The organism is Limnohabitans sp. T6-5, from assembly GCF_003063315.1.
GTDB lineage: Bacteria > Pseudomonadota > Gammaproteobacteria > Burkholderiales > Burkholderiaceae_C > Limnohabitans_A.
Genome location: NZ_NERV01000002.1, coordinates 1,120,896 through 1,139,676, shown reverse-complemented (window position 1 = coordinate 1,139,676; position 18,781 = coordinate 1,120,896). Strand labels below are relative to the sequence as shown.

Annotated in this window: 9 protein-coding genes (1 of these 9 running past the window's edge); 5 read left to right on the top strand and 4 right to left on the bottom strand. The window is 64.3% G+C overall.

Annotated features, from left to right (window positions below):
* The first annotated feature begins 54 nt into the window (after positions 1–54).
* A complete protein-coding gene (locus B9Z51_RS10955) occupies positions 55–1,176 on the top strand; it encodes a 3-deoxy-7-phosphoheptulonate synthase (protein WP_108374465.1) in 1,122 nt (373 codons plus the stop codon).
* Between the two features lie 507 nt (positions 1,177–1,683).
* Here B9Z51_RS10955 and B9Z51_RS10950 read toward each other — a convergent pair.
* From B9Z51_RS10950 to B9Z51_RS10940, 3 genes are read right to left on the bottom strand one after another with little or no spacing between them, the layout of a single operon-like run.
* Positions 1,684–2,142 carry a DUF3429 domain-containing protein gene (locus B9Z51_RS10950; RefSeq protein ID WP_108374463.1) on the bottom strand — a complete coding sequence of 153 codons (459 nt, stop codon included), beginning with the start codon at positions 2,140–2,142 and terminating at the stop codon, positions 1,684–1,686.
* On the bottom strand, positions 2,139–2,846 hold the full coding sequence (locus B9Z51_RS10945; protein ID WP_108374461.1) for a DsbC family protein: 708 nt from the start codon (positions 2,844–2,846) through the stop codon (positions 2,139–2,141). The genes B9Z51_RS10950 and B9Z51_RS10945 overlap by 4 nt, the downstream gene beginning before the upstream one ends.
* Before the next feature lie 35 nt (positions 2,847–2,881).
* Entirely contained in the window at positions 2,882–4,051 is a 1,170-nt protein-coding gene (locus tag B9Z51_RS10940; protein ID WP_108374977.1) for an FAD-dependent monooxygenase, read from the bottom strand.
* A 121-nt stretch (positions 4,052–4,172) separates the two neighbouring features.
* Here B9Z51_RS10940 and ychF point away from each other — a divergent pair, with 121 nt between their 5' ends.
* Positions 4,173–5,264, top strand: coding sequence for a redox-regulated ATPase YchF (gene ychF / locus B9Z51_RS10935; protein ID WP_108374459.1), 1,092 nt, complete (start codon positions 4,173–4,175; stop codon positions 5,262–5,264).
* A gap of 78 nt (positions 5,265–5,342) precedes the next feature.
* Here the strand turns inward: ychF and B9Z51_RS10930 are convergent, their stop codons facing one another.
* Positions 5,343–5,576: a hypothetical protein gene (locus tag B9Z51_RS10930; protein ID WP_108374457.1), complete on the bottom strand. Its 234-nt coding sequence runs from the start codon at positions 5,574–5,576 to the stop codon at positions 5,343–5,345.
* Between the two features lie 545 nt (positions 5,577–6,121).
* On the opposite strand from B9Z51_RS10930, the gene B9Z51_RS10925 reads away from it, so the two are divergent.
* The 3 genes from B9Z51_RS10925 to B9Z51_RS10915 form a co-directional block, all read left to right on the top strand.
* The gene (locus B9Z51_RS10925) at positions 6,122–7,606 is read left to right on the top strand and encodes a TolC family protein (protein WP_158272874.1); all 1,485 of its coding nucleotides are present in this window, start codon (positions 6,122–6,124) and stop codon (positions 7,604–7,606) included.
* Positions 7,607–7,611: 5 nt separating this feature from the next.
* Complete coding sequence (locus B9Z51_RS10920) at positions 7,612–8,694, top strand: efflux RND transporter periplasmic adaptor subunit (protein WP_233254918.1); 1,083 nt, start codon at positions 7,612–7,614, stop codon at positions 8,692–8,694.
* 74 nt (positions 8,695–8,768) lie between these two features.
* Positions 8,769–18,781, top strand: partial view of an Ig-like domain-containing protein gene (locus B9Z51_RS10915; RefSeq protein ID WP_108374451.1) — the 5' portion only. The gene runs 42,709 nt beyond the window's last position; the window shows 10,013 of its 52,722 coding nt (coding positions 1–10,013); its start codon is at positions 8,769–8,771; the stop codon falls past the right edge of the window.

The following is an 18,781-nucleotide window of genomic DNA, read 5'->3' as shown; positions in this document are numbered from 1 at the left end:
GCCCCAAAGCCCGGCGGTTTTTTTTCACCTGTTTTTTCAATTGAGGAGCCCACGATGAACACCAAAACCACAGCCCCAGACGCTTGGTATCCCAATGCTGTCGACCGCACCGGCCAGACCGACGACGAACGCATCAAGGACATCACCGTGCTCCCGCCTCCAGAACATCTGATCCGCTTCTTCCCGATCGCCGGCACGGCGACGGAAACCCTGATCGCCCAAACCCGCAAATCCATCCAGAACATCGTGCACGGCAAAGATGACCGCCTGCTGGTCATCATCGGCCCCTGCTCGATCCATGACCCTGCCGCGGCTTTGGATTACGCCCGCCGCCTGAAGCCCCTGCGTGAGAAATACGCCGACACGCTGGAGATCGTGATGCGCGTCTACTTCGAAAAGCCCCGCACCACCGTGGGCTGGAAGGGCTTGATCAACGACCCCTACCTGGACGAGAGCTACCGCATCGACGAAGGCCTGCGCATCGCCCGCCAGCTGCTGATCGAGATCAACCGCCAGGGCCTGCCCGCAGGCAGTGAGTTCCTCGACGTGATTTCGCCCCAGTACATTGGCGACTTGATCAGCTGGGGCGCCATTGGCGCGCGCACCACCGAAAGCCAGGTGCACCGCGAGTTGGCCTCGGGCCTGTCGGCGCCCATCGGCTTCAAGAACGGCACCGATGGCAACATCAAGATCGCGACCGACGCGATCCAGGCGGCCGCCCGTGGCCACCACTTTTTGTCGGTGCATAAAAACGGCCAGGTCGCCATCGTGCAGACCCAGGGCAACAAGGACTGTCACGTCATCTTGCGCGGTGGCAAAGCACCCAATTACGACGCCGAGAGCGTGGCAGCCGCTTGCAAAGAGCTGGAGGCCGCCAAGCTGCCCGCCACCTTGATGGTCGATTGCAGCCACGCCAACAGCAGCAAAAAGCACGAACGCCAGATCGACGTGGCCAAAGACATCGCCACGCAAATCAGCGGCGGTTCACGCCAGGTGTTCGGCGTGATGGTCGAGAGTCACTTGGTGGACGGTGCCCAGAAGTTCACGCCCGGTCAACACGATGTGGCAAACCTGACCTACGGCCAAAGCATCACCGATGCCTGCATCGGTTGGGACGACAGCGAAGGGGTGTTGCAAGTGTTGTCGGATGCGGTGAAGGCGCGCCGCGCAGGCTGAACAAACACGTCGGACTCTGCGAGTGCCGACCTACAAGAAAAGCTTCTTGTAGGTCGGCGGTCGAAGACTCCGACATTTGCCCGCGGACCGATATGGCTCGCTCTGGGCGTGTGGGTGAAGGACAAACGTCGGACTCTGCGAGTGCGGACCTACGGGGAGCGGCTTGTTGTAGGTCGGCGGTCGAAGACCCCGACAAATGCCCGCAGACCGATATGGCTCGCTCCGGGCGCGTGGGTGAATGAGAGACGTCGGACTCTGCGAGTGCCGACCTACGGGAGAGGCTTGCTGTAGGTCGGCGGTCGAAGACCCCGACAAATGCCCGCAAACCGATATGGCTCGCTCCGGGCGCGTGGGGGAAGGACAAACGTCGGACTCTGCGAGTGCCGACCTACGGGAATGGCTTGTTGTAGGTCGGTGGTCGAAGACCCCGACAATTGCCCTCAGTTGTAGGTCGGTGGTCGAAGACCTGGGCAATTTCCCGCAAACCGACAAAGTCAGCGTTGGAAATCAAGTCGCACCCGCTGCCAGAAAGCAGCTGAGTGATGCCACGATGGTCAGTTGCAAGCGCATGGGCAACCACGGGGCCAGGCCTGCTGCGGGCCAGGTGCGGCGGTCCATCACGTAGCAGCCGATCAGCACAAAGCCCAGCAAGGGCAGGCCTGCATAGGCGGGCATCATCACGCCGACCCAGGCCAGCAGTGAGGGCCCTACGCCCCAGGTGAAATGGATGCGCGGCGCGTCGGGGGTGATCAGGGCATTGCGAAAACCCACACCCCAATGGATGCCGCCCAAAAACGACACGATGACCGCGCCATAGCCTTGCATGGACAGGGCCACATAAGGGTGCAGTTCAGGCCCGACCAGCCACAGGCACAGGGTCAGAAAAACAAAGGGAATCAGCCCTGCATAGCCCAGTCGGCTGATCAGGCGCCAGGTGCTGTCTTCGGTGTGCTGGATGGGGCTCATTTGATGTCGTTCAGCAATTTCTCAACTTGGGCCAGGGGCACGGCGCCGGGCACGCGGGTGCCATCGGCAAACAGCAAAGTGGGCGTGCCTGTGATGCGTTGCTTTTTGCCAAATTCGACGTTGGCATCAATGGCAGCGGTGTCGCAGCTGGCCGCAGCGGGTGCCGTGCCATTGAGCATCCAGTCGTTCCAGGTTTTGGCTTTGTCTTTGGCGCACCAGATGTTTTTGGACTTGGTTTTGGAGTCCTCACCCAGGATGGGATACAGCAGGTGGTAAATCGTCACGTTTTCCAGCTTTTGCAGGTCTTTTTCAAAGCGCTTGCAATAACCGCAGTTGGGGTCGGCAAACACCACCAGCTTGCGTTTGCCATTGCCACGCACCTGGGTGAAGGCGTTTTTCAGGGGCAGTTGGTCAAAGGGGATGGCCGAGAGTTTTTCCATGCGCTCTTCGGTCAGGTTGCGTTTTTGCTTGACGTCGATCAGCGCGCCCTGGATCAGAAAGTTGCCTTCAGCGTCGCTGTACATCACATCGTTGCCCATGCGCACTTCATACAGTCCGTTCATAGGCGTTTTGCTGATTTCGTCGATCTTGGGCAGGTTGCTCAAGCGCTCGGAGAGGTTTTTGCGGATGGTGGCTTCTTGGGCAAAAACCGGGCTGATGGCCAGGGCCAACAGCGAAACCAGCAGCGGACGTACACATTTCATAAAGTCTCTTTCGGTGTGTTCTGGGGGCCTGAGGTTCAGGCCGAGGGGGGGTTGTGGTTTGCGCCCATGGCCTGGCGCGTCATCCAGTGTTTGAGCGGGCCGCTGCAGTCAAAGCCGCGCATGCCCCAGTTGCGCAGGTTTTGCCAGACCGGGCCGGGCTGGGCAAACAGGCGCTGCAGATTGTCGGTGACCCAGCCCATGGCTTGCACGTCGGCCTGGCGTGCACGCTCGTAGCGGCGCAGCAGTTTCAGGTCGTGCAGGGGGCGCCAGAATTCCTTGGACTGAATCACGCGCACCAACTCGGCCACATCGGCCAGACCCACGTTCAGCCCCTGGCCTGCCAGGGGGTGCAGGGCGTGTGCGGCATCGCCCGCCAGGGCGAAGGCTTGTTTCGACTGGCCTGGCATCGGGCCAATCCAGCGTTCGGCACGGGCCAGCTGCAAAGGCCAGACGGCACGCTCGGCGGTCAGCGTCATGCGGCCCAGGGCGAAATGGCTGGCTTGGCTCAGCGTGTCTGCGAATTCATCACCCGGCATGGCCAAGAGTTGAGAAGCACGCCCTGGATGCACCGACCAGACCAGCGCCACGTCATGGCCACCTTCGCCACCCAGGGGCAGCAAGGCCAGAATGTCGGCCTGGGGCTCAGACAAGCCGGGCACCTGGCCCCAGCCAAACCACTGGCGGGCAACGCCGCCATGGGGCTGTTCGCAACTCAGGCGTGTGGCCACGGCGTGTTGTGGGTAGGCGGTGATGTCAAACGCGACGACCAGCTCGGCGCGGGTTTGGCTGGCGCGGCCTTCGCAGACCACCGTGAGGGGCGCGGCCACCGGGGCGTCGACCACCTCGATCAGCGGCTGAAATTGCACCGCAGCCGCCAGACGCGCTCCGAGCACGGGCACATCCACCATCCAGTTGAGTTCGCCCACGCCCAAATCCTGAGCACCAAATGTCAGGGCGCCCCCTTGGTCGCCAAACACCTGCATCTGGTGCACGGGGGTCACGGCCGTGCCCTCGGGCCAGCAGCGCAGGTCTTGCAGCAAGCTCTGAGCGGCGATGTTGAGTGAGTAGGCGCGCACATCCGGCGTCTGTGCTGTGGACGGCACATCGACCAGCGCGACCCGCAGTCGCTCACGGGCCAGCAGCAAGGCCAAAGTGCGGCCCACAATGCCTGCGCCACGGATGCAAATATCGGGTTGAGTTGCCATGCCCGCATTGTAAGGAGGCCGCCCAACGCGGCTGAGCACCGGGGACATTGGGGCCCGCCCACTGTCGGGCAGGGCACCCGCTAAAATCGCCCGCTGTCCTCCGAATCACCGAAAGCCCTCCATGAGCCTCAAATGCGGCATCGTGGGTTTGCCCAACGTTGGCAAATCCACCCTTTTCAACGCCCTGACCAAAGCCGGTATCGCGGCCGAGAACTACCCCTTTTGCACGATTGAGCCCAACACCGGCGTGGTCGAGGTGCCCGATCCGCGTTTGCAGCAGCTGGCCGAAATCATCACGCCCGAGCGCATCGTGCCCGCCATTGTGGAATTCGTTGACATTGCCGGTCTGGTGGCCGGTGCCAGCACGGGCGAAGGCCTAGGCAACAAGTTTTTGGCGCACATCCGCGAAACCGACGCCATCGTCAACGTGGTGCGCTGCTTTGAAGACGACAACGTGATCCACGTCGCCAACAAGGTGGACCCGATTGCCGACATCGAGGTCATCCAGACCGAGTTGTGCCTGGCCGACCTGGCGGCTGTCGAAAAAGCCCTGCACCGCGTGAGCAAGACTGCCCGCTCGGGTGACAAGGAATCGGTCAAGCAAGTGGCGATTCTGGAAAAGTGCCAGGCCGCTTTGAACGACACCCAGCCGGTGCGCACCATCGACTTCAGCAAGGAAGAGCGCGCCCAGTTGCAGCAGTTTTTCCTGATCACGGCCAAGCCCGCCATGTTTGTGGCCAACGTGTCGGAAGACGGCTTCGAGAACAACCCTTTCCTCGACCGCCTCAAGGCCTTTGCCGCCAAGCAAAACGCGCCCGTGGTGGCCATCTGCGCCAAGATCGAAGCCGAGTTGTCCGAAATGGACGATGCAGACCGTCTGGAGTTTTTGAAGGAACTGGGCCAGGACGAGCCCGGCCTGAACCGCCTGATCCGCTCGGCTTACACCTTGCTGGGCCTGCAAACCTACTTCACCGCTGGCGTGAAGGAAGTGCGCGCCTGGACCATCCATGTGGGCGACACCGGCCCGCAGGCTGCGGGTGTGATCCACACCGACTTTGAAAAGGGTTACATCCGTGCCCAGACCATCGCGTTTGACGACTTCATCGCCTTCAAGGGCGAGCAAGGCGCCAAAGATGCGGGCAAGATGCGCGCCGAAGGCAAGGACTATGTTGTCAAAGATGGCGACGTGATGAACTTCCTGTTCAGCTCTTAAAGGCTGAACAGCAACTCTTGCGCCAGCGGCCTCAGGGGCTCTGGCCAAGGTGATGAGCCCTGTTTCGACAGGGCTTTTTTACATCTGTTGCTGCTGCGAGGGCGGTACGGCTTGGCTGGGTTTGAGCAAAGCCCAGGCTGACCACAAACCTGCGCCCGCCATGATGGCGCCTTTGGCCCAGGTGTGCATGGCGTCCGAATCAGCCGAATCGGCCAAAAAACCCAGCACCGCGCCTGCGATCAGCAAGGCCCAGCCTGCTGAGCGCAGGGCATCCAAAGCGGCGTCCCAACGGATGATGAATGGCTGTTTCATGCGGTCTTCCTGAGTGTTTCTGAGGTCGATCAGTGTACTGTATAAAAATACAACTGTATGCATTATCAGTTAACGACCGATGCGTCGGTCATGCATGGGGCTTGTGCCAAAGCTGACAAACGTCGGACTCTGCGAGTGCCGACCTACGGGGGGCTTTGTAGGTCGGCGGTCAAAGACCCCGACAAAAGCCCGCAGTTGTAGGTCGGCGGTCGAAGACCCCGACGGATGTGGGCAAAGCGACAAGACATGAATGAGGCGCGTGGTCGGCTCGGTCAACGTCGGACTCTTCGAGTGCCGACCTACGGGAAAAGGCTTCTGTAGGTCGGCGGCAACAGAGCCGACATGGGAGATGAATCTGATTCCCAATTACCCAATTGGGTATTACTGATATTGATTGAATTGCTGAAAATGTCATCTATAACATTCTTGGCATTTTTACATCAATGACCCATCCTATTTGTCAAAAAATACAACCAACAAGGGGTGAAGGCCATTTCTTGTCAATGGGACGGGAAGAGCGGGCTGATGCGGGCAGGGGCCGCAAGATGGGGCGTTCTGCCCTGGGCCTGGCGCTGTCGGTGTTGCTGGGGGCTTGCGCGGTGATTCCTGACAGTCAGGCCCCGGGGCCCTTGGCTGACTTTGCGCAACAAAACCAAATGGACCGCGAGGCCTCGCAAAAACATGTGGATGCGCTGCAAGGCCCGCTGAGCATGGAAGAGGCCATGGCCCGCGCCCTCAAATACAACCTGGACTTGCGGGCGCGCCAGATGGAGGCCTTGCTGGCTTCGGGCACTTACCGCGCCTCTTTGCTGGAGATGCTGCCCAGCGTGAATGCCCGCGTCAACCGTACCGAGCGGGACAAGGTGCGCCAAAGCCTGGGTGTGGACACGCCGACGCAAGACTTGAGCAGCATGCAGCGGGACTTGGGCGTTTCATGGAACGTGCTGGACACGGCGGTGGCGTATTTCAACGCCCGCCAAAGCGATGGCCGGGCGCAGATTGCCGAGCAAAAGCGCCGCAAGGCCATGCACGCCCTGATGCAGGATGTGCGCAACGCCTTTTGGCGGGCCGCCGCTGCACAGGCCATGCGCAGCAAATTGCGCCAAACCATTGATGAAGCCGATGAGGCCTTGAAAGCCTCTCGCCAGATCGAATCCGAGCGCGTGCGCCCCCCTCAGGAGGCGCTGGCCTACCAGCGGCAACTGGTGGAAAACATCCGTTTGCTCGAGGGCATCGAGCAGGACTTGGCTCCGGCAGAGGTGGAATTGGCCAGCTTGGTCAATTTGCCCCTGAACCAGCCCATTACCTTGCAGGTGGATTGGCCCAAAGGCGTGATGCTGGACGGCCTGGACAACACCGAGTTGCTGGAAAACATTGCCTTGGCGCACAACGGCGATGTGCGCGACAGCTACATCCAGAGTCAGATGGCCCGCGAAGAAACGCGCAAAGTGATGCTGCGCATGTTTCCGTCGCTCAATTTCAACAGCAGCGCCCGCTATGACAGCGACCGCTATTTGGTGCATCACAACTGGATGGAGACCAGTGCCAGCCTGAGCTTCAACTTGCTGAACTTGCTGACCGTGCCGGTGCAAGCGCGTTTGGCCGAAGCGGGCGTGCAGCTGGCGGACCAGCGCCGCATGGTCACCCAGATGGCGGTGCTCACCCAGGTGCACATGGCGCGCATGGCCCTGAAAAACGCGGCCAACGCTTATGCCCGTGCGCAGCAGATGTGGGAAATTGACCAGCGTTTGTTGCAACAAAGTCAAGCCTTGCAGACCGCTTTGCTGCGTGGCAGACTCGAAACTGTGTCCACCCAAAGCAATGCCTTGCTCAGCGAGTTCAGGCGTTACCAGGGCTTGGCACAGGTGCAGATGGCCGAAAGCCGTTTGCAGGCAGCTTTGGGGCAGGAGATGGAACACCAGCCCTTGAGTCAGCCCTTGGAAGCATTGACCGAGCAAGTGCGCCAGAAAAACATGCGCACCAGCTGGAGCCCAGAGCAGCCGGTCACAGGGACGGAAGATAAAAAATGATCCGAATGATTCGAGTCGCCGGGCTGGGTTGTGCCCTGTGCGTGTGCGCGCAGCTGGGCTTGGCACAAGAGCGTGAGGCACTGCCAGCAGCGCCTGTTGCCAAACCCGCACTTTCACCAGCACCAACGCCAGCACCAGCACCAGCACCAGCGCTTGCCGCCAATACCGCACCCGCACCTGTAGCCATGCCCAAAGCACCAGCTGCATCCACGGCACCAGCAGTCAAGGCCGTGCCCCTGGCCTCGGCGCCAGGCCCTTGGGTCATGTCGGCCGGTTATCGGATTGCCGGGTATGTGGCGACTGATGCCCCCAACGCTGTAAAACCAGCCGGAGGCAGTTCGCTCAATGGTGCGACCGCCGCAACGGGCTCGGGTATGGCCTCGGGTGCAAACTTGGGTGCACCCAGCGCGTCGGGTCTGGCCAATGTGGACATCCGGGCCCAGGTGCGTGCACGCAGCCAGGCCACGGTGGCCGCCGAGGTGGGCGGGGTGCTCAACCTGATGCTGCCCGAGGGCCGACGCTTTGACAAAGGCCAGGTGCTGGCCCGGCTCGATTGCAGCCTGTTCACGGCGCAAAGGGACAAGTCCCGCGTGGAAGTGAGCGCCGCGCAGTTGCAGCTCAAGGCGCAAGAGCGTCTGGCCCAGCTTGAAGCGGGCAGTCAGACCGATCTGGCGCTGGCGCGCAACGCCGTCGAGCGCCTGCAGTCAGAACTCAAGATTGTGGAAACCCAAGTCTCCAAGTGCACCATCACGGCCCCCTTCAACGGTGTGGTGGGCGAACACTTGCAGCAAAACCACCAGTTCGTGCAACCGGGCCAGGCCCTGATGGTGGTGCTGGACGACGGCGGCTACGAAATTGAATTTTTGGCGCCGTCCACCTGGTTGCGCCGCATCACGCCGGGCGACGAGGTGTTCATCCTGGTCGATGAGTTGAACCTGAACATCAAAGCGCAAGTGCTGCGCACAGGCACCCGGGTCGACCCGGTGAGCCAATCGATCAAGGTGGTGGCGCAACTGCTCAACCCCCCCGCGAAATTGAAGGCGGGCATGAGTGGCCGTGTGGCGATGGCCACACCCACTGCGCCCTGAGCCCCCAAGGCCCCTTGCCGGGGCCTGCCAAGATCCCCCGACAAGGGGTGTTCTTTCATTGCTGATGGTCCGTCATGAAGAAAAAAAACTCGCCCGTGGCCCCTGCCACCTCTTCTCCAAAACATGATGCGGCCACCCCGGCCCCCACGTCAGCGTCCACCCCAGGACAGCGCCGGGTGCGTGAACCTGCCCGCATGTTGGCGCTGGAGCAACGCCTCATGTTTGATGGCGCGGCACTGGACACTGCATTGGGCCAAACAGCAGACAAGCTTTTGCTCCCGAACGAGCAGACCGCTGGCCTGCACCGCCTGCCCGAAGCCACGCAGTCTCTCTTGGCCCCTGCTGCAAGGCCCGATGCACGCAGCTTGCCCACTGAAAAAAGCAAGGCCCTGAACCCGGCGGACGAGTCCGAGGCCCTGTTGGCTGCCGCAACGCTGGCCCCCGCCGATGCGCTGGCGCCGCAGGGTGAGCAGGCGCTGATCGTGCTGTCGGCCGATCTGTCGGCCCTGCAAGCCGATTTGCAGGCGCAATACCCGCAGGCACAGGTGCGCGTGCTGGCCGCCGATGCCGAGCCCCTGCAAGCCCTGGCCGATGTGCTGGCGCAAACGCCGGGCGTTACTGCCTTGCACCTGATCAGCCACGGCGAACCCGAGGCCTTGTTGTTCGGGGACACCCGTGTGGACCAGGCCTACCTGAGCGCGCATGCGCAGGCCCTGGCCGCCTGGCGCAGCGCCCTGGCGCCCGGTGCCGATGTGCTGCTGTATGGCTGTGATGTCGCCGCTCAGGGCACGCAAAGCGTGTTCTTGCAGCAGCTGCACACTGTGCTGGGGGCCGACATGGCCGCCTCGTCCGATGCCACGGGCGGCACGGCGCATGGCGCAGACACACAGCTCGAAGTGGTGCTGGGCCAGGTGGACAGCGCTTCGGTGCTCAGCAGCGATTTGCTCGACAAACTGGGCCTGATGCTCGACAGCACGGCCCCCACGGTCCAATCGGTCAGCGTGGCCGTCAGCGGCAAAAGCCTGCAGCTGAGCCTGACACTGAGCGAAGGCGTGGGCACCAGCACCGGCCTCGGCAGCACCCGCCTGTCCATCACCGTGGGCGCAGACACCCTGATCGCCACGTTGGACTCGGCCGCTTCCAACGCTGCTGCTGGCCTGCTCGTGTACACCGCCAACAGCAGCCAGACCATGGTGGCTGACGGCTTCAGCCTCGGAGCCATTGACCTGAACAGCGCCGTCATTCAAGACGACGCGGGCAATGCGCTGGTGTCAGGCGCACTCACTGGCAAAGTCAACGCCATTGACGTGGCCGCCGACAACCGCCTGAGCTTTGACGGCACCCTGACCGGCACCGGCAGCTTCACCAAAACCGGCGCGGGCGAGTTGGTGCTGCGCAGCGCCAACAGCCAGAGTGGCGATATCCGCATCCACGCAGGCACGCTGACCGTCAGCAGTGACGCCCAACTGGGCGCCAGCACAGCGCGGGTGTTGATCGCTGATGGCGCGACCCTCAAGATCACCAGCAGCCTGACGCTGGCGGCAACCCGCACGCTGGAGATCACGGGCAGCGGCGCCATCGAGGTGGCGCGTGATGCCAGCGTCACTTATGGCGGTGTGCTGGCCGGGGCCAATGCGGACAGTGGCCTGGCAAAAACAGGCGATGGCACCTTGGTGCTGAGCGGGGCCAACACCTACAGCGGCGCGACCGACATCCGATCGGGCACGCTGGCCGTCAGCGGCAGCCTGAGCGATGTCAGCAGCGTGCGCGTGTCGCGTGGCGGCGTCTACCAGCTCAACGTCAGCGACCGCATTGGTGCGCTCGAAGGCGCAGGCGATGTGCGCAGCGGGGCGGCCAGCGGCACGGTCAATCTGGCGGTGGGCGCTGCGGTCGGTGCGGGCGTGAACCAGTTGTTCAGCGGCGTGATCGCCGATGGCGCCACCAGCAAACTTTCGCTGACCAAGCAAGGCGCGGGCACCTTGACGCTGAGCAACACCAGCAGCTACAGCGGCGCCACCGTGATTGACGCCGGCACCTTGTCGCTGAGCACGCCGACCCTGGCCACAGCCGGTACAACGGTCACCGCCACCAATGGCTATGCCACGCCCTCGTTTGCCATTGCATCGGGCGCCACGCTCAATTTGGACGTCGCCGCCGACACCCGCCGCAACTTCAATGAAAACGGCAGCGCGGTCCTCTTCACCGGGTCAGGCACCCTCAGCAAGACCGGCGCGGGGGCAGTCTTTTGGCAAGGCTCGGCCACGTTTGCCATGGGCGCTGGTGCGCTCATTGACGTGCGCGAGGGCTCTTTCACCGGCGGCAACAATGCCAACGAGGTCTGGACCAACAACCTGTCGAGCCTGAATGTGGCCGCAGGCGCGGTCTTCAACACGGTTGAGGCGGCCGTGCGTGTGGACGCCCTCACGGGTGGCGGCTCCGTCAAGATCGGCTTCCCCGGTTACGCCGCCAGCCTGTCGGTGGGGGTCAACAACTTCCAGGCGGGCACTTACAACGCCGCAGGCACCAGCACCTTCAGCGGCAATCTGGACGAAAACGGCGCAGGCCTGGGCGCGTTCATCAAACTGGGCACGGGCACGCAGATCATGACGGGCCAGCTCAATTACAGCGGTGCCACCACCATCAGCGGCGGCACCTTGCAGTGGAACGACGGTAGCCCCCGCCAGGGCGCGTCCGTGCTGGCCAGCGCCATCACCAACCACGGCAGTCTGGTGATCAACCGCAGCGAAGATGTCACCTTGAGCGGCGCCATCACCGGCACCGGCAGCCTGACCCAGCAAGGCGCAAACACCCTGACCCTGACCGGGGCCGACACCCTCTCGGGCAACATCACTGTGAGCGGCGGCACGCTCAAGCTGGGCGGCACCGGTTATTTGGGCACCAGCGCCAACTACGGCGGCAGCATCAGCCTGGCGGCGGGCACCACGCTGGAACATGCCTCTACACAGGCGCAGATTTTGTCGGGCGTGATCTCGGGCGCAGGTCGCTTGGTGCAGTCGGCGTCCAACCTCACCTTGTCGGCCGCCAACACCTACAGCGGCGAGACCCTGGTGGCCGGGGGCACCCTGACCCTGGGCGTGGCCAATGCCCTGGGCGCGGCCAGCAACGCCACCAACACCGTGGTCGAGATCGCCGATGTCGCCACCCTCAACGCCAATGGCTTGGCCCAGCGCATTGGGGCGCTCAAGGGAGCCGGAACGCTGACCCTGGGCGCCAGCGTTTTCACCGTGGGCGGCAACAACAGCAGCACGCGTTTCACCGGCACCTTCAGCAGCAGCGGCAGTGGTGTCCTGGTCAAGGAAGGCACTGGCACCTTCACCCTGGGCGGGGCTGTCAGCAACACCGGCCGCGCCGTGGTCAATGCCGGGACGCTGGTGCTCGACAAAGCTTCGGGCACCAGCGCGGTCAACGCGCTGAGCGGCGTGGATGTGGTGGCCCTCGACATCAAATCGGGCGCCACCGCCCGACTGGCCGGTGCAGGCCAGGCCCAGCTGGGGGTCTACAGCAATGTGATCGTCAACAGCGGCGGCACGCTGGACACCAACGGCCAGAGCCTGACCCTCAACACGCTCAGCGGCAGCGGACAAGTCATCAACAAGCTGGGCAACAGCACCACCGTGCTGACCCTGGGCAACTACAACGCCAGCTTCACCCTGGACACCGAGCTGGTCAATGGCGGTACAGGCGCCACAGGCCTGATCGCCCTGAACAAAGTGGGCACGGGCACCCTGACCCTCAGCAAGGCCCAGCGCTACAGCGGCAGCACCACGGTCAGTGCGGGCAGCATCACTTTCAGCGCGGCCAATCTGGCCTCCAGCAGCAGCGATGTGGTGGTCAACACCAGCACCAACGTGGGCTTGAACCTGGCAGGCTTTGCGCAAACCGTGGGCGCCATCTCAGGCAACGGCGGCATTGGCCTGGGCGCTGCCACCCTCACGGTGGGCGGCACCGATGCTTCAACCCGATACACCGGCGTCATCAGCGGCACGGGCGGCGCACTCGTCAAAACCGGCAGCGGCACCCTGGTCATGACCGGGGCACAGACCTACACCGGCAGCACCACCGTGAGTGCAGGCACCTTGCAACTGGCCGATGGCGCGGCGCTGACCCTGCCCGCCACCAGCGCTGTGGTGAACAACGCCCGATTGGTTTTCAGCAGCACCAGCGCCCTGAGCCTGGCGGCCAACTGGATCAGCGGCACCGGCACGCTGGTGCAACGCGGCACGGGCGTGATGACCTTCAATGGAGCCAACAGCTACACGGGCGGCACCGTGCTGGAGGCGGGCACCATCGCCCTGGCCACCACCAGCGATGCCGCGCTGGGCACGGGCAGCCTGCAGGTGACAGCCAACGCCAGCCTCAAAGCCGCCACCGGTGCGGCGCGCACGCTGGCCAATGCCGTTTCGGTGGCCAGCGGCGCCACTTTGACGCTGGATGCTGCGGCCGCCAGCTTGCAGATGAGCGCCAACCTGGGCGGCGCAGGCGGCCTGGTGGTGCTCAGCAGTGGCGTGAACGCGGCCATTTTGGCGGGCGATGCCAGCCTCACGGGCGCGGTCACGGTCAATGCGGGTGGCACCTTGCAAGTGGGCGCGGGGGGCAGCACCGGCAGCCTGAACACCTCTGGCGTCAACAACGCGGGCACGCTCAAGTTTTCGCGCAGCAACAACAGCATCTTTGCCGCTCCGGTCAGCGGCACTGGCGTGGTCACCAAAGAGGGGGCAGGCGCCCTCACGGTGACCGGCGTCTGGAGCCACACCGGCGCCACCAACCTCAACGGCGGCAGTCTCGTCATGGGCGCGGCCCAGCGCTTGTCGGCCAGCAGCGCCGTGACACTGGCCACCGCCAGCGTGCTGGACCTGGCCAGTTTCAGCCAGACCCTGTCCACGCTCAATGGTTCGGGCACGGTCACTTTGGGCAGTGCCACGCTCAGCATGGGGCATGCCAGCACCGCAGCCACCTTCTCGGGCGTGATCTCCGGCTCGGGCGGTTTGACCAAAGGGCTGGGCAATACCCAAACCCTGTCGGGTGCCAACACCTACACCGGCGCCACCAGCGTGGCCGACGGTGGCCTCACCTTGAGTGGTGGCAGCAACCGCCTGTCGGCCAGCACCGACGTCAACGTGGCCAGCGGCGCCACCCTCACCCTGAGCGGCACCGCCGCCAGCACCGAGCGCATGGCCAGCCTCTCGGGTGCAGGCAGCGTGGTGCTGGGCGCCACCGTCCTCACCGTGGGCGCGGGCAACGCCAGCAGCAGCTACAGCGGCACGATCACGGGCACCGGCGGCCTCATCAAGGAGGGCACGGGCGTGCTCACCCTGAGGGGCCCCACCAGCAGCTTCTCTGGCAGCACCACGGTCAACGGCGGCACGCTCGACATCGGGCGCAACGCGGCCAACAACAGCGTGCTCACCGGCCCCCTGGTGGTCAACTCGGGCGCCACCCTGGCGGGCAACGGCACCGTGGGTGCCAGCACCACCACCTTGAACAGCGGCGCCACCCTGAGCCCCGGCAGCACAGATGGCTCTGCGGGCGCAGGCCCGCTGAACATCAGCGGCATCCTGGTGCTGGCCAGCGGCTCGACGCTGCAGCTGCACCTGGCGGCCAACGGCGACAGCCTGGCCGACGACGAAATCACCGGCGTGAGCAACCTCACCTTGGGCGGCACGGTGCAAGTCAGCGGCCTGTCCAGCTTCAGCGGCCTGGGCCAGGGCACCTGGAGCTTGATCAAATATTCGGGCACCCTGACCGGCACGCTCAGCGCCCTGACCTTGGGCAGCACGCCCGGCCAAGTGGCCACCGGCACCACCTACAGCCTGCTCAGTGACGCCAACAACAAAGCCATCAACCTGCGCCTGGCCCCCGCCAGCAGCACCTTGCAAAAACCGCCCTTTGCCCTGCGCCTGGCAGCGGCCGATGACACGGGCAGCAGCAACAGCGACGGCATCACCGGCAACAGCACGGCACTGACGATCAGCGGCATTGCCGAAGACGGCGCCCGTGTCTGGCTGTTTGACGACCAGAACAACGACGGCGTGATCCAGGAAGGCGAGCTGCTGTTCAACAACATCGTGCCGACTGCAGGCACCCGTGCGTTCAGCCAGGACATCGCCCTGGGCAGTGGCACGCACTTCATCCGCGCCGTCTCGGTGGATGCCGCAGGCGTGCTGGGCACGCCCAGCAACGCGCTGGTGATCACGGTGGATTTGATGGCCACCAATGCGGTGCGCCCGGGTCAGGTGCTGACCGATCCCGCACTGAACCCCACGGGTCTGACGACTGCCGATGACCGCATCAACACCGCCTTTCCTACCGTGCGCTTTGGCCTGCCGGTCAGCGCCGACGATGTCCGTGCCCGGCAAAACGCCCAGGCCGGTGACCTGTTCGAGTTCCGCAACGGCGCCACCGTGCTGGCGCGCAAGGCCCTGACGGCGCAAGACATCGCGCAAGGGTATGTGGACATCGCCCCCGACCGCGCCCTGGTGCCCAATGGCCTGAGCGCCGCCACTTATCAGGAGACATTGATCGGTGTGGTCATCGACGCCGCAGGCAACGCCAGCAGCCTGGATGCGGTCTACACCCTGCGCTCGCTGTCGGTGGACCGCACTGCGCCTGCCGTGCCCGCCTACCTGATGTTGCTCTACAGCAGCGACGCCGGTCGCAGCTACTCCGACAGCGTGACGAACCAGAGCAGCGGTTTCTCGATGCGCATTTACGGCGACAACGAGGCGCAGTTGATCGAGGTGTTCATGACCTCGCCCGATGGCAGCACCGTGAGCCTGGGCACGGTCGCCTTTGCCGGGCAAGACTGGAGCAGCTTCACCTACCGGGGCATTCCGCAGCCCGATGGCCGCTACACCCAACAAAATCTGGCCGACGGCACCTACAGCTTCACGGCCCGCGCCATGGACCAGGCGGGCAACTGGAGCGCGCTGAGCACCACGCCGCTGACGGTCACCATCGACACCACGCGCCCGGTCACCCTGATGCCTGTGAGCCTGCTGGCCACCGACGACAGCGGGCGACTGGCCAACGACGGCGTCACCCGCAACAGCACGGCCCTGACCTTCAGCGGTGTTGCCGACGCCAGCAGCGCACCTCTGACTCAAGTGCGCTTGCTCGACTACGGCAGCAACGCCGCTTTGACGCTGGCCGACGGCAGCCCGGCCCCCTGGGTGCAGGTGGCTCAGGTGGCCAGCGATGCCGCAGGCGCCTACACCTTCAGCAGCCTGAACCTGGCCCCGGGCGTGCACCACCTGCGTGTGGTGCAAGACGATCTGGCGGGCAACTGGAGTTTGCCCAGTGCCGTCACCCGCATCGAAGTCGACAAAGTCGCCCCCAATGCCCCCACCGTGGCCCTGCAGCAAACCAGCAGCACCACCCCCACACTCAGCGGCACGTATGACGCGGCCAACACCGACACGCTCACCGTGCGCGTCAATGGCGTGGCCTATGCCCAGGCGGCCGGGCGTGAGGTGCTCATTGACGGCGTGACCACCACCACCGTGGATGGCCTGAGCCTGAACGCAGCCACAGGCACCTGGAGCCTGGCCATCCCGCGTGAGCGGGCCCTGGCGGTCAGCACCACGGCCTACGGCGTCACGGTGCAAAGCACCGACCTAGCGGGCAACAGCGCGGTCAACAGCGCCATCAACGCCTTGCTGGTCAGTGCGGTGCCCACAGACCCGCTGTCACCCAGAGGCATCAGCTTGCTGCCAAGCGACAGCCGCTCCGACACGGGCGTACTCAGCAACGACAGCATCACTCAAAACCTGTCGCCCGTGCTGCGCGTGGGCCTGAATGTCGACGGCCTCAACGGCGTGCGAGCAGGCGACAGCCTGCGGCTGCTGGTGGGTGCCACCGAATTTGGCCGTTACACCCTGAGCGCGGCCGACCTGGTCAACCGCAGCAGCACGGGCGCGGCGGCTTACTGGGTCGACGTGCAGTTGCAGACCGCGTTGACGAACGGCACCACCTACACCCCGGGCAGCAACAACGCGATTGCCGCGCAAATTCAGCGCCTGAGCGACACCGGCGTGAGCACCAGCGCCAATGCGGTCTTGCCCACCCTCATGGTGGACCGCACCGCCCCCACCGCGCCGCCAGCGCCCACGCTGGAGGCGGGCGACAACACCGGCAGCCTGAGCAACGACGCCGTGTTCAACCGCCGCAACGGCTTCAGCCTCAGTGGCACGGTCTACGCGGCAGAAAAAACGGTTCAGGTGCAGGTCTATGTGGACGGGGTCCTTCTGGGCAGCACCGGCGTGAGCAACGACAGCTCGCCCCGCTGGAGTTTTGCCTACCCGGGCACGGCCGCCCCGCTGAGCCAGGGTGAACACAATTTCACCGTGGTGGCCATCGACGCTGCAGGCAACGCCAGTGCCGCCTCTGTGGCCTTGACACTGACCATCGACAGCCGCATCGCCATGCCCACCCAGCTGGCCCTGGACAAGACGCGTGACAGTGCCACGGTGGGCGACGGCATCACCAACAGCGCGCTGAGCAGCGACTTCATCTTCAATGGCAAAGGCGAGACCGGGGTCAACACCACCCAGGTGCGACTGTTTGACGATGCCAACAACAACGGTGTGCTGGATCAGGGCGAAGAGCTGACCATCGCATCGGGCAACCTGGTGGACACCAGCGGCAATTTCAGCGCGTCGATCCGCACTTGGAGCATGGCCGAAGGCGTGCACAACATCCGCGCCATCCAGACCGATTTGGCGGGCAACACCAGCGCCGCCAGCGAAGCCTTCAGGCTCACGGTGGACCGCTCGCCGCAGCCGCCCCTGACGATTGATTTGGCGCCCGGGCAAGACAACGGTCTGTTTGCCGACGACAAGGTCACCCTCAATGCACGGCCCACTTTCCGGGTGACGCTGGCGCCGCAAGCGCGCGCCGGTGACCGCATCGAGCTGTACAACGCCATGAGCATCAACCCGTATTACCTGATGGGTAGCGTGCAGCTCAGCGCCAACGACCTGGCCCGTGGCTACGTGGACGTGACCAGCACCAAGGACCTGAGCGGCATCTACAACCCCTATGCGGGCAGCTACAACGGCATTTACGGGCGCACGGTGGATGCTGCAGGCAATCCGCAAAACCTCGCGGTCGACCCGGCGGGCAGTGCCACCTCCTTGTACCGTTACATGGGCGCCATGCCGCGCCTGTATGTCGATGTCAACGGCGTGCCCGGTGCACCCAACATGACCTTCCTGGCCGCAGACCAGGGCCCGGGCAGCACAGGCAGCAGCATCGTCACCCGCCAGTCCACCGGCTTTACCCTGACGGGCACCACGGCAGGCGCCAATGCCAGCCAGGTCAATTTTTATGCCGGAGACACGCTGCTGGGCAGCGTCAAACCCGGCGACATGGGCAGCGCCTACAGCTTCACCTACGCAGGCCCGGCCCTGGCCGATGGCGTTTACACGGTCTATGCCCGGGGCGTGCGCGCCAACGGCCTGGAAGGCCCCGCTTCAGCGGCCTTGTTCGTGCGCGTCGATGCGCGTGCGTTTGACCCCTCATTCCTCTGGCTCGACAGCACCGACGACACCGGCCCCGTCAAGGGCGACGGCATCACCAGCCCGGCCAGCGCGACGCGCAACATCACCCTCAGTGGCCTGGCCAGACCGGGCGCCACGGTGGTTTTGTTCGACGACATCGACGCCGACGGCGTGCTGGACGCCGGTGAGGCGCTCACCACCTACACCGCCAACACCACCACTTTGGCCAGCGTCACGGCCCACGCCACCACGGGTGCCTTCTCGGCAGACGTGATCCTCAGCAGCGGTGCGCACAACATTCGCGCGCAGCAGACCGTGGGCAGCCAAGTCAGCCTGATCGGCAGTGTGCTGCCCATCACCATTGATGTGGATGCCCCCCTGACCCCCACCTTTGCCCAGCTGACGGCGGTCAACGGGGTGGACGTCATCAACGACGACGGCGTGCGCGTCTCCAGCAGCCCCAACCCCAGCCTGGACCTGCGTTTGCCCGAAGGCCTCAAAGAGGGCGACGAAGTGCTGCTGCTCAACGGCAGCACCGTGCTGATTCGCCAGTCGATCACGCTGCGTGA